Origin of the sequence: Campylobacter sp. CH246 (assembly GCF_004378835.1) — a bacterium.
Classification (GTDB): Bacteria; Campylobacterota; Campylobacteria; order Campylobacterales; family Campylobacteraceae; genus Campylobacter_D; species Campylobacter_D jejuni.
Genome location: NZ_RYYA01000002.1, coordinates 97,724 through 122,573, shown reverse-complemented (window position 1 = coordinate 122,573; position 24,850 = coordinate 97,724). Strand labels below are relative to the sequence as shown.

Annotated in this window: 23 protein-coding genes and 1 pseudogene; 18 read left to right on the top strand and 6 right to left on the bottom strand. The window is 30.1% G+C overall.

Features of this window, described 5'->3' with window-relative positions; translation table 11 throughout:
• Positions 1–2 precede the first annotated feature (2 nt).
• From ELQ06_RS02250 to ctf, 4 genes are read right to left on the bottom strand one after another with little or no spacing between them, the layout of a single operon-like run.
• Positions 3–1,181 carry an SGNH/GDSL hydrolase family protein gene (locus ELQ06_RS02250; RefSeq protein ID WP_052797781.1) on the bottom strand — a complete coding sequence of 393 codons (1,179 nt, stop codon included), beginning with the start codon at positions 1,179–1,181 and terminating at the stop codon, positions 3–5.
• Positions 1,168–2,178 (bottom strand): DUF459 domain-containing protein, encoded by a 1,011-nt coding sequence (locus ELQ06_RS02245; protein WP_052797780.1) that lies wholly within the window; start codon positions 2,176–2,178, stop codon positions 1,168–1,170. The genes ELQ06_RS02250 and ELQ06_RS02245 overlap by 14 nt, the downstream gene beginning before the upstream one ends.
• Positions 2,179–3,555 (bottom strand): MBOAT family protein, encoded by a 1,377-nt coding sequence (locus tag ELQ06_RS02240; RefSeq protein ID WP_052794073.1) that lies wholly within the window; start codon positions 3,553–3,555, stop codon positions 2,179–2,181. It lies immediately after the preceding gene.
• Positions 3,556–3,597: 42 nt separating this feature from the next.
• Positions 3,598–4,101, bottom strand: coding sequence for a non-heme ferritin (ctf, locus tag ELQ06_RS02235; protein WP_002825034.1), 504 nt, complete (start codon positions 4,099–4,101; stop codon positions 3,598–3,600).
• Positions 4,102–4,281: 180 nt separating this feature from the next.
• Between ctf and ELQ06_RS02230 the strand changes: the two genes are divergently transcribed.
• The 14 genes and pseudogenes from ELQ06_RS02230 to hypA all read left to right on the top strand — a co-directional run bounded on the left by ELQ06_RS02230 (position 4,282) and on the right by hypA (position 18,562).
• Positions 4,282–5,277 (top strand): substrate-binding domain-containing protein, encoded by a 996-nt coding sequence (locus ELQ06_RS02230; protein ID WP_052797779.1) that lies wholly within the window; start codon positions 4,282–4,284, stop codon positions 5,275–5,277.
• A gap of 9 nt (positions 5,278–5,286) precedes the next feature.
• Complete coding sequence (gene pstC / locus ELQ06_RS02225) at positions 5,287–6,201, top strand: phosphate ABC transporter permease subunit PstC (protein WP_052780064.1); 915 nt, start codon at positions 5,287–5,289, stop codon at positions 6,199–6,201.
• On the top strand, positions 6,198–7,286 hold the full coding sequence (gene pstA / locus ELQ06_RS02220; protein WP_002797470.1) for a phosphate ABC transporter permease PstA: 1,089 nt from the start codon (positions 6,198–6,200) through the stop codon (positions 7,284–7,286). The genes pstC and pstA overlap by 4 nt, the downstream gene beginning before the upstream one ends.
• A complete protein-coding gene (gene pstB, locus ELQ06_RS02215; protein ID WP_002776307.1) occupies positions 7,283–8,023 on the top strand; it encodes a phosphate ABC transporter ATP-binding protein PstB in 741 nt (246 codons plus the stop codon). Before pstA ends, pstB begins: the two co-directional genes overlap by 4 nt.
• A 61-nt stretch (positions 8,024–8,084) precedes the next feature.
• Positions 8,085–9,310 (top strand): annotated as a pseudogene (locus ELQ06_RS02210) (DUF2920 family protein).
• A gap of 88 nt (positions 9,311–9,398) precedes the next feature.
• Positions 9,399–10,715: an MATE family efflux transporter gene (locus tag ELQ06_RS02205; protein WP_002876671.1), complete on the top strand. Its 1,317-nt coding sequence runs from the start codon at positions 9,399–9,401 to the stop codon at positions 10,713–10,715.
• Positions 10,691–11,338 (top strand): M48 family metallopeptidase, encoded by a 648-nt coding sequence (locus tag ELQ06_RS02200; RefSeq protein ID WP_002855023.1) that lies wholly within the window; start codon positions 10,691–10,693, stop codon positions 11,336–11,338. The genes ELQ06_RS02205 and ELQ06_RS02200 overlap by 25 nt, the downstream gene beginning before the upstream one ends.
• A 41-nt stretch (positions 11,339–11,379) precedes the next feature.
• Positions 11,380–12,900, top strand: coding sequence for a hypothetical protein (locus ELQ06_RS02195; protein WP_052794071.1), 1,521 nt, complete (start codon positions 11,380–11,382; stop codon positions 12,898–12,900).
• Entirely contained in the window at positions 12,881–15,070 is a 2,190-nt protein-coding gene (gene hypF, locus ELQ06_RS02190; protein WP_052794070.1) for a carbamoyltransferase HypF, read from the top strand. The genes ELQ06_RS02195 and hypF overlap by 20 nt, the downstream gene beginning before the upstream one ends.
• A gap of 77 nt (positions 15,071–15,147) precedes the next feature.
• Positions 15,148–15,891, top strand: a complete 744-nt coding sequence (gene hypB, locus ELQ06_RS02185) for a hydrogenase nickel incorporation protein HypB (RefSeq protein ID WP_002781680.1) — start codon at positions 15,148–15,150, stop codon at positions 15,889–15,891.
• Complete coding sequence (locus tag ELQ06_RS02180) at positions 15,891–16,172, top strand: HypC/HybG/HupF family hydrogenase formation chaperone (protein WP_002776342.1); 282 nt, start codon at positions 15,891–15,893, stop codon at positions 16,170–16,172. Before hypB ends, ELQ06_RS02180 begins: the two co-directional genes overlap by 1 nt.
• Complete coding sequence (hypD, locus tag ELQ06_RS02175) at positions 16,156–17,247, top strand: hydrogenase formation protein HypD (protein ID WP_002785902.1); 1,092 nt, start codon at positions 16,156–16,158, stop codon at positions 17,245–17,247. The genes ELQ06_RS02180 and hypD overlap by 17 nt, the downstream gene beginning before the upstream one ends.
• Positions 17,244–18,218: a hydrogenase expression/formation protein HypE gene (hypE, locus tag ELQ06_RS02170; protein WP_002787379.1), complete on the top strand. Its 975-nt coding sequence runs from the start codon at positions 17,244–17,246 to the stop codon at positions 18,216–18,218. Before hypD ends, hypE begins: the two co-directional genes overlap by 4 nt.
• Positions 18,218–18,562: a hydrogenase maturation nickel metallochaperone HypA gene (gene hypA, locus ELQ06_RS02165; protein ID WP_002876687.1), complete on the top strand. Its 345-nt coding sequence runs from the start codon at positions 18,218–18,220 to the stop codon at positions 18,560–18,562. Before hypE ends, hypA begins: the two co-directional genes overlap by 1 nt.
• 1 nt (position 18,563) lies before the next feature.
• On the opposite strand, the gene holA is transcribed toward hypA, so the two are convergent.
• Entirely contained in the window at positions 18,564–19,529 is a 966-nt protein-coding gene (gene holA / locus ELQ06_RS02160; RefSeq protein WP_052794069.1) for a DNA polymerase III subunit delta, read from the bottom strand.
• The gene (locus ELQ06_RS02155) at positions 19,522–21,456 is read right to left on the bottom strand and encodes a ribonuclease R family protein (protein ID WP_052794068.1); all 1,935 of its coding nucleotides are present in this window, start codon (positions 21,454–21,456) and stop codon (positions 19,522–19,524) included. The genes holA and ELQ06_RS02155 overlap by 8 nt, the downstream gene beginning before the upstream one ends.
• 118 nt (positions 21,457–21,574) lie before the next feature.
• On the opposite strand from ELQ06_RS02155, the gene ilvC reads away from it, so the two are divergent.
• Genes ilvC through ruvX form a run of 4 tightly spaced genes read left to right on the top strand, consistent with a single transcriptional unit; the run spans position 21,575 to position 24,826 of the window.
• Positions 21,575–22,597 (top strand): ketol-acid reductoisomerase, encoded by a 1,023-nt coding sequence (gene ilvC / locus ELQ06_RS02150; RefSeq protein WP_002858483.1) that lies wholly within the window; start codon positions 21,575–21,577, stop codon positions 22,595–22,597.
• 3 nt (positions 22,598–22,600) lie between these two features.
• Entirely contained in the window at positions 22,601–23,683 is a 1,083-nt protein-coding gene (locus ELQ06_RS02145; RefSeq protein WP_052797778.1) for a divergent polysaccharide deacetylase family protein, read from the top strand.
• A complete protein-coding gene (locus ELQ06_RS02140; RefSeq protein WP_052794066.1) occupies positions 23,673–24,446 on the top strand; it encodes a DNA-processing protein DprA in 774 nt (257 codons plus the stop codon). Before ELQ06_RS02145 ends, ELQ06_RS02140 begins: the two co-directional genes overlap by 11 nt.
• Complete coding sequence (gene ruvX / locus ELQ06_RS02135) at positions 24,443–24,826, top strand: Holliday junction resolvase RuvX (RefSeq protein WP_052797777.1); 384 nt, start codon at positions 24,443–24,445, stop codon at positions 24,824–24,826. The genes ELQ06_RS02140 and ruvX overlap by 4 nt, the downstream gene beginning before the upstream one ends.
• Positions 24,827–24,850 lie beyond the last annotated feature (24 nt).

The following is a 24,850-nucleotide window of genomic DNA, read 5'->3' as shown; positions in this document are numbered from 1 at the left end:
ATTTAATAATCGATGATATTTTTTAAATCTTCGAGCAATTTTTTAGCCATCAGCTCATAGCCTTTTATAGTAAGATGTACATCATTGAGCGAAAGCTTTTGCTCTATCCATTTGTTTTTTCCTCCGCTATTTTGCATAAACTGATGCATATCAAAAATAAGAGTTTTTTCTTCTTTAGCAACTTCATATAATGCTTTGCGTATAGTAAAAAAATCAGGAGCAAGCTTGTAGTTTTTACCTTGTTTTTGAACTACGGTTGGTGGAGAGATTAATATGATAACAGCGTTTTTATTGTAAGTTTTTAAAATACTAATCCATTTTTTTAAATTGTTTTTAAATTTTTGTTTTTCAAACCCTTTAAAGAGTGCATCATTAGAACCATAGGCAAGAATAATTAAATCATTGTGTAAAAGTTCTAGTTCTTTTTTTACAACTTCTTGATTCCAAGAGAGCCATAAATCACTTTTGGCACCATTGATTGCAATGGTATCTAAGAAAACATTATTATTTTTATTTGTGATGAAATATCCTCCTAGTTCAGCATCCTTTTGTAAGGCTGAAATTTGCAAAGGAAGATCAAGTTCTAGTTCTTTATAAGACCATTTGTTAATTTGTGTAGTTCTTAACTCATAGCTTTGATTTTTTGCATCTTTGATGCTAAAAGCATTGGTATTTTGCTTGGCTTTAAATAAAAATCCTATTTTGAAATTTTTTTTATCTAGGGTTGTATCAAGGTTGATTTTTGCGCCTTTAGTTTTTGCTTTGGCTATTATCCCACCTAGTGGAAAATTATGTCCAGCATTAGCAGGATTTCTTGAGTTTAAAATTTCAAAGTTTTTATAAGAATAAACAAGATTAAGATTTTGTTGATATTTAGGTTGTAAAGGATAGGCAAAACCTATAGAGTTAGAACGGATTAAATATCCTCTTATGACACGCGGAAAGAAATCAGCCGCCATATGAGAATCCCCATAAATTCTAATTCCTATATTTTGATTTTTTTCTAATTTTTTTTCTAGATTTTTAAGATCTTTTTTTGATACATAACTTGTTAAAGCAGAGTGATTTTTGTTTTGATTGAGTATGGAATCTATTGTGTCATTTGTATTTAAATTTTGTGCATAAGAGCTAGTAAAAATAATAAAAAACAATAAGACAATTTTAAATTTATTTACTAGCATTTTCTTCCTTAAGTTTTATGTGTTCTAATAAAAGTTTAGACATTTCTCTTGCGCCACTTGGAGTAAAATGAACCCCATCATCTGTTCTTACTTTTATACTTCTATTGTTTTCATCTTTTATATAAGCTGAGTATTGATCATTGACGCTAAAAAATAGCTTAGTGTTGATAAAAATTTCTTTATTTTTAAGAATTTCATCGCTGTAAATTTTGTTAAGTATTTGTATTTTTTTGTTTAGTTCCTCTCTTTTTACAGGAGGGATTTCAAACCAAAAAACTTTGGCTTTATGTTTTTTAGCGATCTTAATGATTTCATCTACACGACTTGTGTAAATATCTATCCAAGAAGGGGAGCCAAAACGATGATAACTTCCTCCTTTTTTAATATCCCAAGGATCATTAGCACCAAGAAGAACAACAAGATATTTAATATTTGAGTTTTTAACAAAAGCTTCATTGGTTGCTTTTGACCAATCAAAATAGGATTTATAAGAAAGGCCTGTATTTTGTTTGCTAAGATCGGTTACCTTAAGATTTAAATTTCTTAAATCTCTATTTAAGGCTATTGCAACACCTTGCATTAAAGAATCTCCGATAAATAAAAACTCATCTCCATTTTGTAGTTCTAATTTGGTATTGTCGATAAAACTAATATTTGCATCTTGGATTAAGGTTGGATTTGTTTCTTTATGAGAAGTGTTTTCATCATTTTCTAAAGTGTTTAGAACTTTATCTATTTTACTTAAGTTTTCATCTATTGATTTATTTTCTTGATTTGTAGTTTCTTCATTAGTTTGAGGCAAGGGTTCGTTGCTTAAAATTGCACGAATTTGTTCTAATTTAATTTTGAAGCCATTGGCTTCTTTTAAAAAATCATTATGAGGATAGAATGCAAAGTGATATTTTTGTTCTATATAAGAGCTAATACTCTGATTCATAACTACAACAACCAAGCCAAGCACTATAATCAAAATAAAGAAAAATCTAACCATACTCATCTAAAAACTCGAATAAATAAAATCAGGAATTCCATCTGGCATAAAAGCAAAAACCAAAAGTAAAATAAAAGCTATGATAAAAGGTTTTAGTAAAAATGGAGTAAGATTTAAAATCTTAATGCAATATTCTTTAAAATTAATAAATAAAGGATAGATCATAAAAAGAACCCCAAAAGCAACCAACATATAAATATCATTATAGGATGGAATTTGGAAGAAATTATAATAACAAGCTTTAAAATATTCTATTGCATCTTCTAGATTTTTGTTATAATAAAAGAAAATCCAAGTAAAACATACAAATTGAAAGGTTAAAAATCTTCCTAAAGCTGGAATTTTTTGTAAACTAAATTTGCTTAAAGTTAGCAAATGTATAAAAACTATGCCAATACCATGCAATAAACCCCAAACAATAAAAGCAAGTGTATTGCCATGCCACATACCTGAAAGTATAAAAGCGATGAGTATATTAGCTACAGTGCGTGGTATTCCTTTTCTATTGCCCCCTAAAGGTATATAGATATAATCTCTTATAAAGGTTGAAAGACTGATATGCCATCTAGCCCAAAAATCTTTTAGGTTTTTTGCAAGATAAGGCATGTTAAAGTTAGGCGGAAGGGTAAAACCTAACATTAAAGCAAAAGCACAAACTAAATCAACATATCCGCTAAAATCGCAGTATATTTGAATTGCATAGGCGTAAATTGCGCTTAAAAGTTGTATGAAATTATAAGATTGTGGAAAGTCTAAAATACTTTTAGCATAAATTCCAAGGTAATTGGCTATTAAAACTTTTTTAACTATACCAAAAACAAGCAAGATGATGATTAAATTTGCATGTTTAAATTCGCGTTTTTGATAGGCCTGTTCAAAGAAAAAAGAACTTCGCATAATAGGCCCTGAAAGTAGTGTTGGAAAAAATGATAAGAAGGTTGCTAAATTTAAAAAACTTTCTAAACGGCGTTTTTGATAAACTTCCACAAGATAAGTAATAGAAGTAAAGGTATAAAAACTAATTCCTATTGGTAATACTAAATCAATATTTAAAAATTCTAAACCGAAAAAATTTAATATCTCATCAACACTTCCTTTGATGCTAGGAAAGTATTTAAAAAAACATAAATTTAAAATAATAAAAGCTATACAAGTAGCGAAAATATAACGCTTGCGACGCACAAAAATTAGCAAGGCGAAATAGTGTATAAAAAAGGTATATATAAACAAAACCAAGGCGAAATAAGGATTGATTAAAATATAAATAATATAAGAGAAAATTAAAATTAAAATATTTTGTATTTTATAATCATTTTTAAAAGTCCAATAAATAGCAAAAAAAGCTATCATTAAAATACTAAATTCTAAAGAAAAATAAGTCATACCTTCAATCCAAAGCGAGATTTGCCCATAATAGGGCAAAGATTATTTTTTTCTACTTAATGCAATATTTTTGATGTATTGATCAGCTAAATAAAGTCCATTTCCATGTTCTCCGATTAATTTAATCTTATCAACTATACCGCGGAAAAGTGCTTCTTCTTCGTGTTGTTCGCTTACATACCATTGTAAGAAATTAAAAGTAGAATAGTCTTTATGTGTTAGCATGTGTTCAACTAAAGTATTGATTGACTTTGTGATAAATTGCTCATGTTCATAGGTTTTTTCAAAAACATCAAGTAAAGATTTGAAATTTTGTTCAGGCTGTTTTACTTCTTGAAGCTCTACATGAGAATCTGTTTCATTAAGATAAGTGATAAGCTTTTTAGCATGATCGCTTTCTTCGCTTGCATGTGCAAACAAGAAGGCTCCAGCTCCATCAAGACTGTTTTCATAACACCAAGAACTCATACTAAGATATAAGTTTGCTGCATACATTTCTTTGTTTATTTGTTCATTGAGTAATTTTATAACTTCTTTAGAAAGCATTCTTATCTCCTTATTAAAATTTAAAATGTTTTGTAATGATATATTATTTTTTTAAAAACAAGCTAAATTTTTTGATAGTTACAAATTATATTTAAGAAAAATACAAAATAAAAAATGTTTCCAAAATGTTTCCAAGTTTTTTTAAACTTCCATTACTTTTTTTAAAGTTAAGGAGAAAAAATGAAAAAAATTCTATCTTTAAGTGTGGCAAGTCTTGCACTTTGTGGTGCTTTAAGTGCAGCAGATTTAAAAATCGCAGGTTCATCGACTGTGTATCCTTTTACTTCTTTTGTAGCTGAAGAATATGCTTCGATCAAAAATACAAAAACTCCTATAGTAGAGAGCTTGGGAACAGGGGGTGGATTTAAGGTATTTTGTGAAGGAACTACTGATATTTCCAATGCTTCAAGACCTATGAAATTAAGTGAATTTGAAACTTGCAAAAAAGCAGGGGTAACTGATATAGTAGGGATGATGATAGGTTATGATGGTATAGTTTTAGCTCAAAATAAAACCAATGCTCCATTAAATATCACAAAAAAAGAACTTTTCTTAGCATTAGCAAAAGAAATTCCACAAAATGGAAAACTTATACCAAATCCTTATACAAACTGGAATCAAATCAATAAAAATTTACCAAATCGTAAAATTAGTGTTTATGGTCCACCATCAAGTTCAGGAACAAGAGATACTATAGAAGAGCTTGTAATGAGTGATGTGTCTAAAAAAATTCCTGAGTATAAAGGCGAGTATAAAACCATACGCCAAGATGGTGCTTATATCCCAAGTGGTGAAAATGATAATCTAATCGTTTCAAAACTTACTATTGATAAGGATGCTTTTGGAATTTTTGGTTATAGCTTTTTAGTGAGCAATTCAGACAAAATCAATGCTGCTAATATCGATGGTGTTACGCCAAGCGAAGAAAGCATCGCAGATGAAAAATACGATCTTGCAAGAAGTTTATTTATCTATATCAATGCAAAGAAAAATCCTAAAGAAGCCTTTGAATTTGCAAAAATTTATATGAGTGATGATTTGGCAAAAAGTGGTGGAGAGCTTGAAAAAATAGGACTTGTTCCTTTAAGTGATGATAAATTAAAAGCTTCTCAAAAACATGTAGAAGATAGAAAAATTTTAAATGATGAGCTTGTAAAAGCTGGAAAAGTTTTTTAAGGAAAAACTTTGCTAAAAGAAAAAATAATCAAATTCGCACTTTTTTTATGTGCTTTTGTAAGCGTGATAGTAAGTTTTGCTATCATGCTTACAATTTTAATTGAAGCTTTAAAATTCTTTCAAAAAGAAAGCGTTGTTACCTTTTTATTCTCAAGTCAGTGGGCAGCTGATGCAGCTTTTATGAATGCAGATGGCACGAGCAAACAAGGTGTTTTTGGGGCACTATCGCTTTTTTGGGGAACTTTTTATATTTCATTGATTGCTATGCTAACGGCTTTACCTTTAGGGGTTATGTGTGCTATATATTTAGGTGTTTTTGCTGGCAAAAAATCTAAAAATTACTTAAAACCTATTTTAGAAATCATTGCAGGGATTCCTACTGTTGTTTTTGGATTTTTTGCGGCTATAGTCGTAGCGCCTTTTATAGTGTGGTTTTTTTCTTTATTTGGGATACAGGCAAGTTTTCAAAGTGCTTTAGGCGCAGGTTTTATCATGGGGATCATGATAGTACCTATAGTGGCTTCTTTATCTCAAGATTGTATTGAAGCAGTAAGCGAGAAAAGGATTAATGGCGCTTATGCTTTAGGTATGACAAAAAAAGAAGTGGTTTTTGCTGTGATTTTACCTGAGGCTATTCCTGGTATAGTTGCAGCTTGTCTTTTAGGACTTTCAAGAGCCTTAGGTGAAACCATGATAGTGGTAATGGCAGCTTCTTTGCGTCCAAATTTAACGATGAATTTTTTAGAAGATATGACAACAGTAACGGTAAAAATCGTAGAAGCTTTAAGTGGAGATCAAGCTTTTGATAGTTCTTTGGCTTTGAGTGCTTTTTCTTTAGGTTTGGTGCTTTTTGTCATCACTTTAATCATCAATATGTTTAGCGTTTATCTTATCAATCGCTTTCACAAAAGGAAAAATTTATGAAAAAACTTTTTAAAAAAAGACAAAAAGCTTCAAAGTCTTTTAAAAGACTTTGTAAAATGGGGCTTTATATTAATTTAATTTTTCTTTGTATCTTTTTAGGAAGTGTGGCTTATCTTGGATTTCCTGCTTTTAAGCAAACTTATATTTTTGTAGAGGCTAATAGAAATTCTCCTGCTTATGATCTTTTATCTCGCGCAGAACAAAGAAAAATAAGAACAGGACAAATCACTGAAAAATCTTGGCTTTTGGCAAATTCAGAAGTAGATCAATATATGAAGCAAAAATATAATCGCCTTAGTGAAAAACAAAGAACTTTAGTCGATGATCTTGTGCAAAAAGGCGAGATAGAGCTTAAATTTAATAGCAATTTCTTTTTAAATGGAGACTCAAAATCTCCTGAAAATTCAGGAATTTTATCTTCAGTTGTAGGGACTTTGCTTGTTATGCTTGTTTGTATGGTTGTGAGTGTTCCTATAGGCGTTGCAGCGGCAATTTACTTAGAAGAATTTGCACCACAAAATATCCTTACGCATTTTATAGAAGTGTGTATTAACAACCTTGCAAGTATTCCTAGTATCTTGTTTGGACTTTTAGGACTTGGAGTGTTTATCAACCTTTTTGGAATGCCTCGTTCAAGTGCTTTAGTGGGTGGGCTTACTTTGGCGATCATGAGTTTGCCTATTATCATTGTTTCAACCAAAGCGGCCTTAAAAAGTGTGGATATCAATATGAAAAATGCTGCTTATGCCTTAGGTATGACAAAGGTTCAAATGGTAAAAGGCATTATGTTGCCTTTGGCTATGCCTATGATTTTAACAGGTTCTATTTTGACTTTAGCTCAAGCTATAGGCGAGACTGCACCTTTGATGATTATCGGTATGATAGCATTTATCCCTGATGTAGCTAGTTCGATTTTTGATCCAACTAGCGTTTTACCTGCTCAAATTTACTCATGGTCGGCTATGCCAGAGCGTGCATTTTTAGAAAGAACAGCAGCGGGTATTATTGTGCTTTTAGGACTTTTAGTTGTGTTAAATCTTAGTGCAATATTATTAAGAAAATATTTTCAAGGAAAATTAAAGTGATAGCAAAAACAACAAATTTAAATTTATTTTATGGAAAAAAACAAGCTTTATTTGATATCAATATGCAAATAGAGCAAAACAAAATTACTGCACTCATCGGTGCTTCAGGATGTGGTAAATCCACTTTTTTGCGTTGTTTTAATAGAATGAATGATAAAATTGCAAAAATCGATGGTTTAGTGGAAATTGAAGGAAAAGATGTTAAAAATCAAGATGTAGTAGCCTTGCGTAAAAATGTAGGCATGGTTTTTCAACAACCCAATGTTTTTGTAAAAAGCATTTATGAAAACATCTCTTATGCACCAAAACTTCATGGTATGATTAAAAACAAAGATGAAGAAGAAGCTTTGGTGGTGGATTGTTTACAAAAAGTAGGGCTTTTTGAAGAGGTTAAAGATAAATTAAAGCAAAATGCCCTAGCTCTTTCAGGTGGACAACAACAACGCCTTTGTATCGCAAGAGCTTTAGCAATAAAACCTAAGCTCTTGCTTTTAGATGAGCCAACTTCCGCACTTGATCCTATTAGCTCAGGTGTTATAGAAGAGCTTTTAAAAGAATTAAGTCATAATCTTTCCATGATTATGGTAACGCACAACATGCAACAAGGCAAACGCGTGGCTGATTATACTGCATTTTTTCATCTAGGCGAGCTTATAGAATTTGGTGAAAGTAAAGAATTTTTTGAAAATCCAAAACAAGAAAAAACCAAGGCTTATTTAAGCGGTGCTTTTGGATAAGATTTATTTTTTGGAAATTTGATGATATAATTAATTAAAAATTTCCAAAAAAAGGTTTAATATGATTATAAACCAAATTTATTCTATAGATTCTTGTGATGATGTAGAATTAAATATCAAAAGGGGAAGTAAATTAGAATTTAGATTGACTTATGATGATAGTAAAGAAATAGAAGCTATTGTTTGTATTATTCCAGGTGGTGCTGAAGATATGAATAGTTATATTTATATTGATGATTATTTGACTAGAAATTATAAAGTTGCTGTTATTAATATTAACTATCATTGTATAGGAAATAGACCTCATTTGGGTTCTAGTTTTTATTTGGATGATATAGATAAATTCATTTTAGATACTAGTTTAAAGGCTATAAATTTAAAATGTATAAATGTTTATGGTATAAATTCTTATGAAAATCTAAATAATGCTTTTATAAGAATAGATCAAGAAATTCAAAAATTAAAATTAAATCAACAATTACATCAAAACTATAAGTTAAAAACACATGTAAGTTTTTTACCATTTAAAAATGAATATCAAATTTTGGTATAATGCAAGCTATGGATATTTTAAATGCTATTTTTTATATAAAAGAAAATTCTCCATTTAAACTAATGGGGGGGGGTATTAGAACGATTTTGTTTGGAAATTCATATGGCGGATATTTAGCAAATTTATGTGCAAAAATAGCTCCTTGGAGTATTGATTTTATATTAGATAATTCTTCTTTTGTTAATTTGTTTGGAAATATTTTTAGACTTATAGGTTTTGGAAAAGAAATCGATTTTACTAGATATCATGGAACATATGATGATACTTTATTTAAAAATATATTTTTATATTTAAGTGATAAAACTTATTGGAATAATAATAAATTTTCAAAAAATTATTTTTCAAATGCTAGAAAAATCATAAGAGAACCATTAAACAAAGAACATCTAATAATACAAAGCTTATACCCAAATCCAAAATATATTTTATATCATAGTATTTTTGATGAAAGATCTCCTTTTAAAAATAAGGAAAATTTTGTACATATTTTAAAAGAATTAAATTTTAAAGTAGAATTTTTTGCTATTTCACAAGTTGATAATAAGTTTATTAAAAATTTAAATCATGGAATGGGATTGAGCACAAAATTATTTTTTAAAAAACATTTATTGCAAATATTAAAAGAACCTTTGCAAGATAAAATTTGCAAGAAGGAAGTCTCATATAAATGTGATGAGCTAGTGTATACTTTCAAAGAAGAAAATCATCAAATTATTTTAAATATAACAAATTGAGTATATTAAATGTTTATATTTAAAAAAGTAATTTTTAAGTAGAATTGTTTTTTAAAAAAATATTTAAAAAAAGAGATAAGATAACATCATGGCAAAAAAACAACTCTCTTTAACAAGACTTAGTTTTCCTATATTTTGGGATTTGCTTTCTAAGTATTTAACTGTGATTATCAATACCGCTATGGTGTCGCATTATTCTAATTTTATTGTCGGTGCTATGGGGGCTGGAAATCAAATTTTAGATCTTTTTATCACTATTTTTTCATTTTTAAGTGTGGGTTGTAGTGTGGTGATCGCACAAGCTATTGGTGCAAAAGATCATGTTTTAGCAAGAAAAGTGATTCATCAAAGTTTGTTCTTAAATGCACTTTTAGGCTTTGTATGCGGTGTGCTTATTTTATGGCATGGGGAGTATTTGCTTTATCTTTTAAAAATTCCACAAGAATTGCTCAAAGATAGCGAAATTTACTTACATATGCTTGCAATTTGTTTGTTTTTTGATGCCATAGGTATTGTTTTAGCTGCTATTGTAAGGGTTTATAATATGGCTTATTGGGTCATGTTTATAGGTTTTTTGATGGATATAGTGGTGATTTGTGGAAATTATTATGTTTTGCATTATACAAAGTCAGAACTTTTTGGAATAGGGCTTAGTAATATTTTTGCTCGCATTGTTGCTATAGTTGCTTTGTTTGCGATACTTTTTTATAAACTTAAAATTCATCTTAAAATCAAAGAAATGATAAAACTTGAAAAAGAAGTTTTAAAAAAGGTTTTAAATATAGGAGGATTTTCAGCAGGGGAAAATCTTTTGTGGATAGTCCAATACACTATAGCTTTTGCTTTTGTAGCAAGCTTGGGTGAGGCGAGTTTGAGTGTGCAAACGATTTATTTTCAAATTTCAATGCTTATCATGCTTATAGGACAAGCTATAAGCATAGCTAATGAAATCATAGTAGGTAAATTAGTCGGTGCTAGATATGAAAATATCGCTTATAAACATGCTTGGCGTGCTTTATATTTTAGTGTAATAGCGAGTGCTTTAGTGGCGTTTTTAAACTATCTTTGTCAAGATTTTACTATGCAAATTTTAGGGCTTAAAGAAGAGCTAAAAAATTTAATGATACCTTTATTTGCTCTTTCAATCTTTCTTGAAATTTCACGAACTTTTAATATAGTTATGGTTAATTCCTTGCGCGCAAGTGGCGATGCTAAGTTTCCATTTTTTAGCGGACTTGTTTTTATGATGGGGGTATCTTTGCCTGTGGGTTATGTGCTTTGTTTTCATTTTAATCTTGGAATTTTAGGGGTTTGGATAGGATTTTGTGCAGATGAGTTTTTGCGTGGAATGGTAAATTCATACAGATGGAAAAGTAAAAAATGGCAAGGCAAAGCTCTAGTTTAAAATCATTTATTTATAAAGATGAGTGCTATTTTTATTCTAAAAAATGCATAAAAACTTTAAGATTAAGGCTAAATGAAAAGGGTGAATTTGTTCTTAGTATTCCTTATTTTTGCACCTTTAAAAGTGTTTATGAGTTTTTAGATAAATCAAGTTCTTGGATGAATGAGGCAAAAATAAGATTTGAAAAAAAAGTTTTAAAAGATGATGAGTTAATCTTTTTAGCTAAAAAATATAAAATTATTTTTGATGAAAATGCCAAAAAAATTTATTTTGATAAAGATAAAATAATTTGTCAAAATAAAGCAAAATTAGATTTATTTTTAAGACAAAATGCTAAAAAGATTTTTACTTTTTATCTTAAAAAATGGAGTAAAAAAACAGGCTTATTTTACACGCATTTAAGCATTAAAAATATGAAAACGCGTTGGGGTTCTTGCAATCACAATAAAGCTTATATTAATTTAAATTTAAAACTCATTCAAAAGAGTTTAAGAGCTATTGAATATGTGATTTTGCATGAAATTAGCCATTTAAAATTTCCCAATCATAGCAAAGAATTTTATACTTTTATAGAGCATTTTATGAGTGATTTTAGGCAAAGAGAGAAAGAATTTTTAAGTTAAAAATGTTATATTTATAGTTTATTTTTCAAAAAAGGCATAATATGACTTTGGATTTTGATTTTATTTATAATGCAGATAATGATATTTTTGAATATTTATTGCGTTTTTATGCGAAAAATTACAATTATATCCTTAGTAAAGAAGAAAATACTTATCATTTTTCTATCGATGCAGATGAAGAAAATTTAAAGACTTTTTGTGATTCTTTGAATTTCATGAGTCATAGTGTTTTTTTGAAAAAATTTGATGTAAAAGCGGGGCATGGTTTTAACCCTTGTATACCAGAAGATAAAGAATTTTCAAGATTTTCTTATATTACTCATTTAAATTCTAATGCTTATCAAGAAAAAAAACTTTTAAACAAAAACGAATGGGGCGTGTTTTGTGAGTGTGAATTTTCAAGCAATTTATCAGAATTTGAAAAAATTAATGAAGACAATTTTAATACTTTTTTAAATCTTGCCTTTGATTTGTTAAGTCAAGAAAAAAAGATTTACTTAAAAGATAAAAATGGTATTTATGAATTTTCTTTGTTTAAGAATGAATTTATAGGAGATTTTTTGCTTCCTTGTGATATTAAGGCTATAAATTCAGTTTTTGTTTGTTCAAATGAAAATTTAAAATTTCTTGCAAGTTTAGAAAAACCTTTGATGAAACTAAGGCTTAATGCCATGTTTAGAAAAAATCACAATCTTGATTTTAGTGATTTTAAAATCAGACTTGCTAGGGATTTGTTTTGTTTTGCTTTAGGTTTAAAACTTTTTGAAAATGAATATAAATTTTTGAGCGTAAAAAAGATAGAAGAATATCAAAAAGATTTTTATATCAGTGCTTTAGATGAGCAAGTGGTGGTTTTGGAAGGCTTTGAATTTATCAATGCTAAGGCAAGAGAGCTTATTTTTTCTAAAGAAGATAAAAATATGGCAAGAATTTCTTATCTTGTAAGCCGTTATAAAGAAAAGGCTTTTATTTTAGAGCTTAGTAAGGATTATGAAGATATTTTGCTTGTCAATAAAGAGCTTAATTTACTTAAACTTTCCTTGCCAAAACACAGCAAAGAACTTTATGAAGAAATTAAAAAAGATGAAATTGGTGCAAGGCTTTTAGAAAATTTTAGCAAGGAATTTCCTCTTTTAGATGAAAATTTTGAGCTTCAAAACAATTTTTATTCTTTGCTTGGGTTAGTAGGTAGAGTGCTAAATTTGGGTAAAAATTTACAAGAGAGTGTTAGCGAGCTTTTAAAAATCGCTGATGAGTCAAAAATGCCTCGTGGAGTAAAGATTGATTATCGTTTGAAAGAAGATAAAAGTTTTGATTATACAAGAACCTTAAGATCTGCTATGAGTTTTATGTTAGCAGGTGTAGATAGTGCTAATATCGCTTATGGAGCGGTTGAGAGTTTGGCTTATTTCTTACGTGATACTTATGATGAATTAAGAGAGAAAAAGCAAAGTGATTTAGCGCTTATAAGTGGATCTTTGTTTGAACATAAATCTTTGCTTAAAAATACTTTAAAACATCTTAAAAATTGTCAGTTAAGCGATGTACCACTTAGGGTATAAGATCAAAATTTCAGGCTTAGTTCAAGGGGTGGGTTTTCGCCCCTTAGTTTATGAACTAGCTTTGAAATCAAAGCTTTTTGGAGAGGTAAGAAATGATGGTTTTGGGGTAGAAATCATCCTTGCTTGCACTCAAAAAGAATGTGAAAATTTCATAGAAAATTTAAAAAATCATCTTCCACCTTTAGCAAGAATAGATCAGCTTATAATCACGCAAATTTCTATTTCAAACTATGAGAATTTTAGCATTACTCCTTCTTTAGAGAATACAAAAAGCACGCCTATGTTAAGCGATTTTGCGCTTTGTAAGGAGTGTAAAAAAGAATTTTTTGATGAAAAAAATCCACGCTTTTTATATCCTTTTATCACTTGCACACATTGTGGGCCACGCTTTAGTATTATAAAAAGTCTTCCTTATGATAGATTTAATACCTCTATGCAAGAATTATTGATGTGTGAGTTTTGTAAAAGTGAATACGAAGATCCTAAAAATAGGCGTTTTCATGCCCAGCCTATTAGTTGTCCTAAATGCAAAATCAATGTTTTTCTTAAAAATCCAAAGGGTGAAATTTTAGCTAAAGATCAAGAAGCTTTTATGCAAAGTGCGAAGTTTTTAAAGGAAGGTAAAATTTTAGCCATAAAAGGCATAGGTGGTTTTCATCTCATGTGCGATGCTTTTAATGAAGAAGCTTTAAAAACTCTAAGACTTAGAAAAAATCGCCCTAAAAAACCTTTTGCTTTGATGTGTAAAGATTTACAAAGTGCTAAAGAACTTGCCTTTATAGATGAAAAAGAAGAAGCTTTGCTTGGTGGGGTTTTAGCTCCTATTGTGATTTTAAAGGCAAAAAAAGCCTTTTCTTTAATCGCTCCTGATGTTGATAAAATCGGTATTATGTTAGCTTATACACCTTTACATCTTTTGCTTTTTGAGTATTTTAAAGGAAGCCTTGTAGCAACGAGTGCAAATTTAAGCGGAGAAAGTATTATTAAAGATGAGTTTAATTTGTGTAAAAAACTTGATAAAGTTTTTGATTTTTATTTGGATTATGATAGGGAAATTATCAATGCAAGTGATGACAGCATAGCTCAAGTGGTAAATGGTGAAACTATGTTTTTGCGTACTTCAAGGGGTTTAAATCCTTTTTATTTGGAAAGAAATTTTAATAAAAAAGGCACTTTTTTAGCTTTAGGTGCGGAACTTAAAAATGAATTTGTGATTTTTTATGAAAATAAACTTTTAATTTCTCCTTATATAGGGGATTTGAAAAGTCTTGATGCGCATGAGAGATTTTTTAAACTTTTAGAATTTTTTAAACAAAATTATGATTTGAAATTTGATGCGATTTTGTGCGATAAACACCCGCATTTTAGCTATGCAAAAGAATTTGAAGAAAGGATTAAAATTTCTCATCATTATGCGCATTTTTGTGCGGCTTATTTTGAATATGAAGAAAATTTTGCAAAAGATGAAAAGGCTTTAGCTTTTATTTGTGATGGAACAGGTTATGGCGAAGATGGTAAAATTTGGGGTGGAGAAGTTTTTGTAGGAAATTTAAAAGAATATGAAAGAATTGCACATTTTGAAAATTTCACTCTTATAAATAGTGATATTAAAAATATACAAAATTTAGCCTTAAGTCTTATTTTTCATTATGATTTAGAAGATAAGGCTAAGGATTTTTTAGCAAAAATTCCAAAAATTAAACTTAAAAATCTTAAAAAAATTTATTCTCATTCTAACTTACAAACAAGTTCTTTAGGACGCATTATCGATGCTTTTGGAAGTATTGTTTTTAACTTAGAAAAAAGTTCTTATGAAGCTCAAGTTGGCTTAATGTGTGAAGCTTTTTATGATAAAAATCTTGATTTTTCTTATAAGCTTTTTGTAGAAAAAGGGCAGGTTAATTTTAAAAATTTAATCCTAGGGGCTTTGCAAGATGAAAAAACTAAGGCGATTACAGGTATGTTTAATGCCTTGGCAAATTTTATCATAGATTTTAGCAAAGATTATGATTTAAAAGTGCTTTTAAGCGGAGGGGTTTTTCAAAACAAAACCTTGCTTGAAATTTTAAAAGCTAAAAATTTTGATTTTTTTATACCTTTAAAGTACCCTTGTAATGATAGCTCCATAGCCTTAGGACAAATGGTGCATTTTTTAAATTTAGAAAAATAAAGCAAATATTCTAAAAACTCATAATTTTTTAATGCTTTTAAGGTTAAAATGAAACAAAAAATATATAAGGAAAGAAAATGTGTAAAGATTGCGGCTGCTCTATAAATTCAAGCCATACGCATGGTCATCATCACGATCACCATCATGAAAATCCAAGCTTAAAAGAAAGTAAAACCATAGAAGTGATTTCTAAAATTTTAAGCAAAAATGATGAAGAAGCTAAGCATAATAGAGCGCATTTTAATGAAGCTAACACGCTTTGTATCAATTTAATGAGTTCTCCAGGTAGTGGAAAAACCACGCTTTTAGAAAGCACGATTAAGGCTTTGAAAAATGAACTTAAAATTGCTGTGATTGAAGGGGATTTAGAAACCAATAATGACGCTCTAAGGGTAAAAAATGCCGGAGCTTTGGCGTATCAAATCACTACAGGGCAAAGCTGTCATTTGGACGCTTTTATGGTGCATGAGGCTTTGCATCATTTAGCCATTGATGATGTGGATTTGCTTTTTATAGAAAATGTTGGAAATTTGGTTTGTCCTGCAAGTTATGATTTAGGAGAGCATTTAAATGTGGTTTTGCTTTCGGTAACTGAAGGAAGTGATAAACCGCAAAAATATCCTGTGATGTTTAAAAAGGCTGATATAGTTTTAATCACAAAGGCAGATTTGGCTCATCATTTTGATTTCGATATTAAAGAGGCGACTAGGTTGATTAAAGAATTAAATCCTAGAGCAGATATTATCACTCTTGATGCAAAAAATGGCACTAATATGGAGCTTTGGTATAAGGTGCTTAAACTTAAAAAGGAGCTTTTTTAATGTGTTTGTCTATACCTTCTGAAATTTTAGAAATCGATGAATTAAACAATGCTTTAGTACAAACTTTAGGTGTGAAAAGAAAAGTTAATTTGGATTTGATTGATGAGCCTTTAAAACAGGGCGATTATGTCTTAATCCATGTAGGCGTTGCTATGGAAAAAATCGACAAAGAAGCTGCACTAGAAAGCATTAAAACCTATCAAGAAATAGTAGAAAAAATGAATAGTGGAGAGATAAAAAGTGATGAGGGAGATTTGGGTTTAAATGAATTTCATCGATGAATTTAGAGATAAAGAAAGCATTTTAGCTTTAAAAAAACTTATAGAACAAGAACTTAAAAATCCTATCAATATCATGGAAATTTGCGGTGGGCATACGCATAGTATTATGAAATATGCCCTGCCTTCTATTTTGCCAAAGGAAATTAACTTTATCCATGGGCCAGGATGTCCTGTTTGTGTTATGCCAAGAGTTCGCATTGATACAGCTATTAAGCTAGCCTCCATGAAAGATACGATTTTTTGTACCTTAGGGGATCTTTTAAGGGTGCCTGGAAGTGAAATTTCTTTACTGGATTTAAGAGCTAAAGGGGCTGATGTTAGAGCACTTTATTCTCCGCTTGAAGTTTTGGAAATCGCTAAGCAAAATTTAAACAAAAATATCATCTTTTTTGCTATAGGTTTTGAAACCACTACGCCTATGAGTGCTTTACTTCTTCAAAAGGTTATAGAAGAAAAAATAAATAATGTCTTTTTTCATATCAATCATATCACGGTTCCAGCACCTGTGGAAGCGATCATGAATGATGAAAATGTAAAAATCAATGCTTTTTTAGGCCCTTCTCATGTGAGTGTGATAACAGGTTATGGTATTTATGAGCCTTTAGCAGCAAAGTTTAAAACCCCTATAGCGGTGAGTGGTTTTGAGCCAGTTGATATTTTAGAAAGTGTGTTAAATATCATAAAACAAAGCAATGAAGGCACTTTTAAAGTGTATAATCAATACAAAAGAGCCGTAAGCAAAGAAGGTAATGTTAAAGCACAAAATTTAGTAAAAAAATACTTTAGGGTGTGTGATTTTGAATTTCGTGGCTTAGGACTTATTAAAGATGGAGGCTTGGAGTTAAAAGAAGAATTTAGCGCTTACGATGCGAGTAAAAAATTTGATTGTACGGTGCAAAGTAAAAATGAAAGCAAAGCCTGTATTTGTGGGCAAATTTTAAGAGGTTTGGCCAAGCCTTATGATTGTAAAGTTTTTGGTAAGGCTTGTACGCCAAGAAGTCCTATAGGAAGTTGTATGGTTTCTGGCGAGGGTGCTTGTGCGGCGTATTATAAATACTCAAAGGTGAATGTATGAAAAATATTTCCTTAGCCCACGGAGGTGGCGGAGAAGAGATGAACGAGCTTTTAACTAAGCTTTTTAAGATCTTTGATAATGAAATTTTAAATGCAAATAATGATGCAGCGATTTTAGGAAATTTGGCTTTAAGCACGGATTCTTTTGTTTTAAGTCCGATTTTTTTAGATGAAGAGGTCAATATAGGCAAACTTTGTGTTTGTGGTTCTATTAACGATGTTTTGATGGTAGGTGCTAAGCCAAAATATCTAAGTTTAGGGCTTATCTTAGAAGAAGGTTTTGAGCTAGAAAAACTAGAACGCATTTTAAAAAGCATTAAAGAAGAATGTGAAAAATGCGGAGTTATGTTAGTTTGTGGCGATACTAAAGTTGTTCCTAAGGGCAAAGCAGATGAAATTTATATCAACACTACAGCCTTAGGTGAAATTATTTCTAAAAAAGAAAGTAAAAATATCAAAGCAGGGCTTAGCATACTTCTTTCAGGTGATATAGGAAGGCATGGAGCTAGTGTTTTAATCAAAAGAAATGAGTTAGAAGCTGATGTTAAAAGTGATTGTAAGGCTTTGGATAAAGAGGTTTTAGAGCTTTTAGAAAAAGATATAAAGGTTGTAGCAATGAGAGATGCTACTCGTGGGGGGCTTAGTGCGGTTTTAAATGAGTGGGCAAAGCAAAGCGGAAATGATCTTTTGATCTTTGAAGAAAAAATCATCGTTCAAGATGAGGTTTTAGGACTTTGCGAGCTTTTTGGTTATGAAGCTTATGAGCTTGCAAATGAAGGCACTTTCATACTTTGCGTGGAAAAAGAAGATGAGTTAAAAGCCTTAGAAATTCTAAAAAAATACAATGTAAATGCGAGTATTATAGGAGAAGTTTTAGAAGAGAAAAAAGCGCGTGTGATCTTACAAAACGCTTATGGGGCAAAACGCTTTTTAGAAAGTCCTAAAGGCGAACTTTTACCAAGAATTTGCTAATGCACGAATTAAGTATAGTAGAATCTTTAATCGAACTTTGTGAAGAAAATGCCTTAAACAATAAGGCTTACAATGTGCAAGAAATTTATGTAAAAATCGGGCGTTTGAGTGGTATAGAAGTGGATCTTTTTAAGCGTTGTTTTGAAACTTTTAAAGAAAACTCAAATATTTGTAAAAATGCTAAACTTTTTATAGAACTTGCTCCACTTGAAATTTTATGCTTAAAATGTGATCAAGTAAGCATTTTAGAAGAAAATGTTTTTAAGTGTCCTAAATGTCAAAGTATAGAATATAAAATCACACAAGGTGAGGACTTACACCTTATGCGACTTGTGATGGAGTGAGTTAGCTTTTTAAAATCCTTGCAAGTTTAAGCAAATTTGAAATCAAAAATTCTTTTTTTACGAGCTTAGAATTGGTTTTAAGCTCGTATTCGCTTTTAAGCAAAAGAGTGAAAATTTCTTTATATTGTTCGATTTTTAAACTAAAGGCTTGAGAGCTTAAATTTTGTCCCACTTGAGGAGGTGGAGTATAGCCTAAAAGATCTTTAAAATCAATTTTACCATTGACTTTAGCATAAAGTGCGATTTTAAACAAACGATAAAAAGAATTATACAAAGAGTTGATTAAAGCAATTTCATTAAAATTATCTAAAATTTTTTCAAGTTCGCTTTTAAAGTCTTGTTTTTTTAAAATTTTCTCAAAAAAGCTTTCAAAACTTCCTGTATTCAAACTATAGCAGTATTGTTCTATGGTTTTTTCATCTACTCTTAAACCACTAAATTTATTAAGCTCACTCGCAGCAAGATATAAATTCTCATCAAAACTTGTAAAAAGAGTAAATAAAGCATTTTGAGTGATTTCAACCCCTAGTTGTTTTGCTTTTATGCTTAAAAGTTCCACGCCTTCTTTAGCTCCGTTAGCTTTGAAAAATCTTATAAAATGAGGAGAGAAAATTTTTTCTATATCGCTTTGTTTAGAACTTTCATCATAAAGCTCTAAAAGAAAGAAATTGTTCGTATTGTTTTTGCAAAGTTCGACTAAAATTTTAAGATCTTTTGTTGGAATTTTTTTAGAAGTTTTGATTTCTAGTAATTTTTTTTCGCTAAAAAGCGATCCTGCACTTAAAAAATCACTCGCACGAGTGAAGTTGTATTCTTCAAAAAAAAGTTTTAAAGTTTCATCGGGCTTATATTTTTCTTTTATAAATTCAGCATAAAGTTCGCTTTGAAAATTATCTGCTCCATAAAGAAAGAAAAAATTAGGTATTGAATCTTTAGAAAGCAGGGTTTGGAGCTCTTTTCTATACATTTTCTTCCTTTATAAGTCTTTGGGTGATTTTAGCATAAATTTTTGCCATAACTATATCCGCTTCCATGATTTGTACTTCAACATTTTCTAGCAAATTTACACGCGTATCATAAAGGATTATATCCGCTCCTTTGATTTCATCATCTAGTTTAGCTATGCAAACTCCGTCATTTTGCACAACTAAAGCTTTAAATTTTTTGCCTATATTTTTAGCTGCCCATCTAGCAAATTTTCTATCCATAAAATCAAAAGCAACTTTATCTGCTTCTCTTTCAAGTGTGCTAAGATTCTCGCAAGTACTTTCTATGTTTAAAAGTAGATAATTAAAAAGTTTTTCATCGTTTTTTTGTTTGGCTTTTAAAAGTCTGTGTAAAATAAGATCAGAATACCTTCTTATAGGGCTTGTAAAATGTGAGTATTTATCAAAACCTAAGCCAAAATGCCCCGCATTTACGCTAGAGTATTCCGCTTTTTTTTGTGCTTTGATGATGAGTTTATCTACTTCTGCTCTTAAATTTAATTCATCAGCTAAAGCTTGTATGTCGCGTATGAGCTCAGGAAGATTGGGTTTAAAATTTACATCGATTCCGAGTTCGCGTAATTCATTTAAAAGCTTATCGATTTTTCTTGTATCAGCACTTAAGTGATTTCTAAAAACGCCTATATCTATGAGTTTTGCTGCGGCTTTATTGGCTAAAAGCATACAATCTTCGATTAAATTATGCGAAGGCGTGTCTTTTTCAAAAACTGTACTTTTTAGACTTAAATTTTCATCTAAATTCATTCTTAATTCTTCGGTGCGAAATTCAAAGGCATTTTTAAGACGCATTTTGCGTAAATTTTTTGTGATTTCAAAAAGCTCATAAAGCCATGAAAGCTCTTTTAAATCAGGTTTTTGTATCAAAATTTCATCAACTTCATCGTAATTAAAACGGCGTTTTGAGTTGATAATACCTTCAAAAAGTTCTTCTTTTATGACTTTATTTTCATGATCGAGTGTGATTTTAAAACAATACGCTAAGCGATCTAAATGAGGTTTTAAAGAACAGATATTTTCACTTAAAGGATGCGGTAACATAGGTATAGCAATGTGCGGAAAATAAATAGAAAATCCACGATTTCTTGCTTCTTTATCTATAGCACTATAAGCATAAACATATTCGCTAACATCAGCAATAGCTACATAAATTTCTCGTTTTTGGATGTCAAAATAAATCGCATCATCAAAATCTTTTGCATGTATAGGATCTATGGTGCAAAAAGGCAAGGCTCTTAAATCCATGCGATTTTCATACATACTCGCATCAACGCTATCACCGTTTGCTAGAGCTTCCTTGATACAAGCGTCGCTAAATTCGTTATTTTTATTAAAAAGAGCTAAGGAGATTTTTTCATCCACGCTTTCATCATCGATATGTCCTAAAACTTCTATGATATTATTATTTTCATTTTCTATTTTTAAAATTGTCCCTAAAGGTAGTGCTTTTAAGGATTTTTGAGAAGCTTTTAAGGCAGTGCTTAATCCTGTTTTGATATTCATTCCAAGCACGGCTTCGCCATATCTTTTGGTGATCACTAAAGAGGTTTCATTAGCTCTTTTTAGAACTAAAATCACCTTTGCACTGGGACGTTTTTTCTTTAAAGGTAGAAGTTTTACCGCGACTATATCTTTATAGTTTGCGCCTTTTAGGTTTTTGTTTTCTATCAAAAGATCTTTTTTGAAACCTTCATCAAAGCATTGTAAAAAACCTGTGCCTTTGTTTGAAATATCAAGTACTCCAAAGGCAAAACCATTGTTAAGATAGTATTTGTTTTTGTGTTCTTTGATGATATGATTGGTTAAAAGTTCTCTTAAAATTTGTTTAAATTCATTGCTTACTTCATGAGAACTAATGCCATAACTAAGACTGTTTAAAAATTCTTTCACTTTTGATACTTTATGATTTTTTATAAAATTCTTACATAAAGTTTATAAAAAAAATATGAAATTTATACTTTAATTGCTATAATAGTATCTTTAATTTTTGAATTTTTAAGGAGTGAATATGGCTATTACAGTATATTATGATAAAGATTGTGATTTAAATTTAATCAAATCAAAAAAAGTAGCAATTATAGGCTTTGGCTCTCAAGGACACGCTCATGCGATGAATTTAAGAGATAATGGCGTAAATGTAACTATCGGACTTCGTGAAGGTAGTGTAAGTGCTGTTAAAGCAAAAAATGCTGGTTTTGAAGTGGTGAGTGTGAGTGAGGCTTCTAAGATAGCGGATGTGATTATGATTTTAGCTCCTGATGAAATTCAAGCAGATATTTTTAATGTCGAAATAAAACCAAATTTAAGTGAAGGCAAGGCTATAGCTTTTGCACACGGTTTTAATATCCACTATGGTCAAATTGTTGTTCCAAAAGGTGTAGATGTTATCATGATAGCACCTAAAGCACCAGGACATACAGTAAGAAATGAATTTACTTTAGGTGGTGGAACTCCTTGCTTGATAGCTATTCATCAAGATGAAAGTAAAAATGCTAAAAATTTAGCTTTAAGTTATGCAAGCGCGATTGGGGGTGGACGTACAGGTATTATAGAAACAACCTTTAAAGCCGAAACAGAAACAGATCTTTTTGGTGAGCAAGCTGTGCTTTGTGGTGGACTTAGTGCTTTGATTCAAGCAGGTTTTGAAACTTTGGTTGAAGCAGGTTATGAACCCGAAATGGCTTATTTTGAGTGTTTGCATGAAATGAAACTCATTGTGGATTTGATTTATCAAGGTGGTATTGCAGATATGCGTTATTCTATCTCAAATACTGCAGAATACGGCGATTACATCACAGGGCCAAAGATTATCACTGAAGAGACTAAAAAAGCGATGAAAGGTGTTTTAAAAGATATACAAAATGGTGTTTTTGCAAAAGATTTTATCTTAGAACGCCGTGCAGGTTTTGCTAGAATGCATGCAGAACGCAAAAATATGAATGATTCTTTGATAGAAAAAACAGGACGCAATTTGCGTGCTATGATGCCTTGGATCAGTGCTAAAAAATTAGTAGATAAAGATAAGAACTAAACATTGTCAAAGAAAAAATTAGTTCAAATTCAGCGTTATTTAATCATAGCTATACTTTTTTTACTTTGCATAGCTTTAGCTTTGGGAATTTTAGTAAAATATCAAAATTCCCAAGATGTTTCTTCTGTTAAGCCGGATTATTTTATTGATAAGCAAGAAGATTTAATTTCATCAAATAAAGATCATTATGAAATTGGTATTTTTCAAGAGAATGAGTTTGATAATAATAAATCTGTAAGTATTTTAGAGCAAAAAATTCAAGAAATTGATGATTTAAACACAAGTTTAAATGAGCAAAATTTAAGCAATGTAGAGCAGAATTTAAGTTTAGAGCAAAATCAGAGTTTAGAACAAAATTTTATTCCAAAAGATACAAATTTAACCCAAGATCAAAATTTAACTTTTGATGAAGATATTCATTTAAATAAAATTTCTAAAAAACCAAAACTTGCTATTATTATCGATGATATGGCAAATGCAAGTCAGGTTAGAGGTTTAAAAGCTTTAAATTTAAAGTTAAATCCTTCTTTTTTTCCGCCAGATAAAAACCATAGCGAAACGCCAAAACTTGCTTTAAAATTTGATTTTTATATGGTGCATTTACCTTTAGCAGCGATTAATTACAATAAACCTGAGCTTGATACTTTAAATCCAAATGATAGCAAAGAAAGAATTTTTAAAAAAATCAAGCAAATTAAAAAAGATTTTAAGGATTTAAGATACATCAATAATCACACGGGAAGTTTATTTACAAGCAATGAAGAAGCTATGAGAAAGCTTTATGAGGTTTTAAAAAATCAAAATATATTTTTTGTAGATTCTAAAACTATAGGAAATTCTAAAGCAAATAAAATAGCCAAAGAGTTAAATGTTCCTTATATACAAAGAGATGTGTTTTTGGATAATGAAGATGATGTTAATTATGTTAAAAAACAACTTGAAAGTGCGGTAAAACTTGCACAAAAAAAAGGTTTTGTTATAGCCATAGGACATCCTAGGAAAAATACTTTTAAAGCTTTAGAGCAAAGTAAGGATTTGTTAAAAGGCGTTGATCTTGTGTATTTGAGTGAAATTTATGGCAAGTGAAATTTTGCCTGATGAATTTTTAGAACTTTTTAAAGATTTAAAAAAGCCTCCTAAAAAATTACACTATAAAGGAAATTTATCTTTATTAAAACAAGATAAAATCGCTATTATAGGTTCAAGGCGTATGAGTATTTATACGAAAAATTGTGTTTTTTCTTTAGCGAGTATGCTTAAAAATGCTCATCTTTGTGTGGTAAGTGGCGGTGCTTTGGGTGTGGATATCACCGCAAGTATGGCGGCTATGCCAAATACTATAGGTATTTTTGCCAATGGTTTAGATCAAATTTATCCAAGAACTAATGAAAAAATCATTAAGCAAATTTATGAAAATGCTTTAGCTTTAAGCGAATACGAAGATGATTATTTGCCAAAAAATTATGACTTTTTACTAAGAAATCGTTTGGTTATTGCTTTAAGTAAGGCTGTTGTGGTTGCGCAAGCAGATATAAAAAGTGGTTCCATGCAAAGTGCAAAACTTGCTTTAGAACTCAATAAGCCTTTATATGTTTTACCGCAAAGACTAGGAGAAAGCACAGGGACTAATTTACTTTTAAAGGAAAATAAAGCAAAGTTAATTTGTGATTTTAAAGAATTTGTAAGTGAGTTTGCAAGTATAGATATGAATCAAGATGAGTTTTTAGAGTTTTGTAAAAAAGGTGTGAGTGTTGATGAGGCTTTAAAAATTTATGGACAAAAAGTTTATGAATATGAACTTGAGGGAAAAATTTCCATAGAAGGGCTTTTTATAAGGGTTTTAGTATGAGAGCTTTGGCTTTAGATGTAGGTTTAAAACGCATAGGTGTAGCGCTTTGCATAGATAAAAAGATCGCTTTGCCTTTAGATGCAGTTTTAAGAAAAAATCGCAATCAAGCTGCCAATGAAATCAAAAATTTACTTAAAATACATGAAATTTCTTTACTCATTGTAGGCATTCCTAAGGGTGGATCAAGAGAAGAAGAAATGACAAGACGCATTAAGCATTTTGTTTCTTTGCTTGAATTTGATAAAGAAATTTGTTTTGTAGATGAAAGCGGAACAAGTAAAGAAGCTTTAGGATACGGCGTAGCCAATACACGCAAAAAAGATGGTAAATTAGATTCTTTAGCTGCTTTTATCATGATAAAGGATTATTTTGCTCTCTAGAATAGAAAAACTTTATACTAAAGA

Coding starts and splice junctions, on each gene's coding strand:
- ELQ06_RS02205 (WP_002876671.1), top strand. CDS start 9,399: ATGGCAAAAAAACAACTCTCTTTAACAAGACTTAGTTTTCCTATATTT.
- ELQ06_RS02230 (WP_052797779.1), top strand. CDS start 4,282: ATGAAAAAAATTCTATCTTTAAGTGTGGCAAGTCTTGCACTTTGTGGT.
- pstA (WP_002797470.1), top strand. CDS start 6,198: ATGAAAAAACTTTTTAAAAAAAGACAAAAAGCTTCAAAGTCTTTTAAA.
- hypD (WP_002785902.1), top strand. CDS start 16,156: ATGAATTTCATCGATGAATTTAGAGATAAAGAAAGCATTTTAGCTTTA.
- hypB (WP_002781680.1), top strand. CDS start 15,148: ATGTGTAAAGATTGCGGCTGCTCTATAAATTCAAGCCATACGCATGGT.
- ELQ06_RS02140 (WP_052794066.1), top strand. CDS start 23,673: ATGGCAAGTGAAATTTTGCCTGATGAATTTTTAGAACTTTTTAAAGAT.
- hypF (WP_052794070.1), top strand. CDS start 12,881: ATGTACCACTTAGGGTATAAGATCAAAATTTCAGGCTTAGTTCAAGGG.
- ELQ06_RS02200 (WP_002855023.1), top strand. CDS start 10,691: ATGGCAAGGCAAAGCTCTAGTTTAAAATCATTTATTTATAAAGATGAG.
- ilvC (WP_002858483.1), top strand. CDS start 21,575: ATGGCTATTACAGTATATTATGATAAAGATTGTGATTTAAATTTAATC.
- holA (WP_052794069.1), bottom strand. CDS start 19,529: ATGTATAGAAAAGAGCTCCAAACCCTGCTTTCTAAAGATTCAATACCT.
- ruvX (WP_052797777.1), top strand. CDS start 24,443: ATGAGAGCTTTGGCTTTAGATGTAGGTTTAAAACGCATAGGTGTAGCG.
- ELQ06_RS02245 (WP_052797780.1), bottom strand. CDS start 2,178: ATGAGTATGGTTAGATTTTTCTTTATTTTGATTATAGTGCTTGGCTTG.
- ELQ06_RS02180 (WP_002776342.1), top strand. CDS start 15,891: ATGTGTTTGTCTATACCTTCTGAAATTTTAGAAATCGATGAATTAAAC.
- ctf (WP_002825034.1), bottom strand. CDS start 4,101: ATGCTTTCTAAAGAAGTTATAAAATTACTCAATGAACAAATAAACAAA.
- ELQ06_RS02240 (WP_052794073.1), bottom strand. CDS start 3,555: ATGACTTATTTTTCTTTAGAATTTAGTATTTTAATGATAGCTTTTTTT.
- hypA (WP_002876687.1), top strand. CDS start 18,218: ATGCACGAATTAAGTATAGTAGAATCTTTAATCGAACTTTGTGAAGAA.
- hypE (WP_002787379.1), top strand. CDS start 17,244: ATGAAAAATATTTCCTTAGCCCACGGAGGTGGCGGAGAAGAGATGAAC.
- ELQ06_RS02195 (WP_052794071.1), top strand. CDS start 11,380: ATGACTTTGGATTTTGATTTTATTTATAATGCAGATAATGATATTTTT.
- ELQ06_RS02250 (WP_052797781.1), bottom strand. CDS start 1,181: ATGCTAGTAAATAAATTTAAAATTGTCTTATTGTTTTTTATTATTTTT.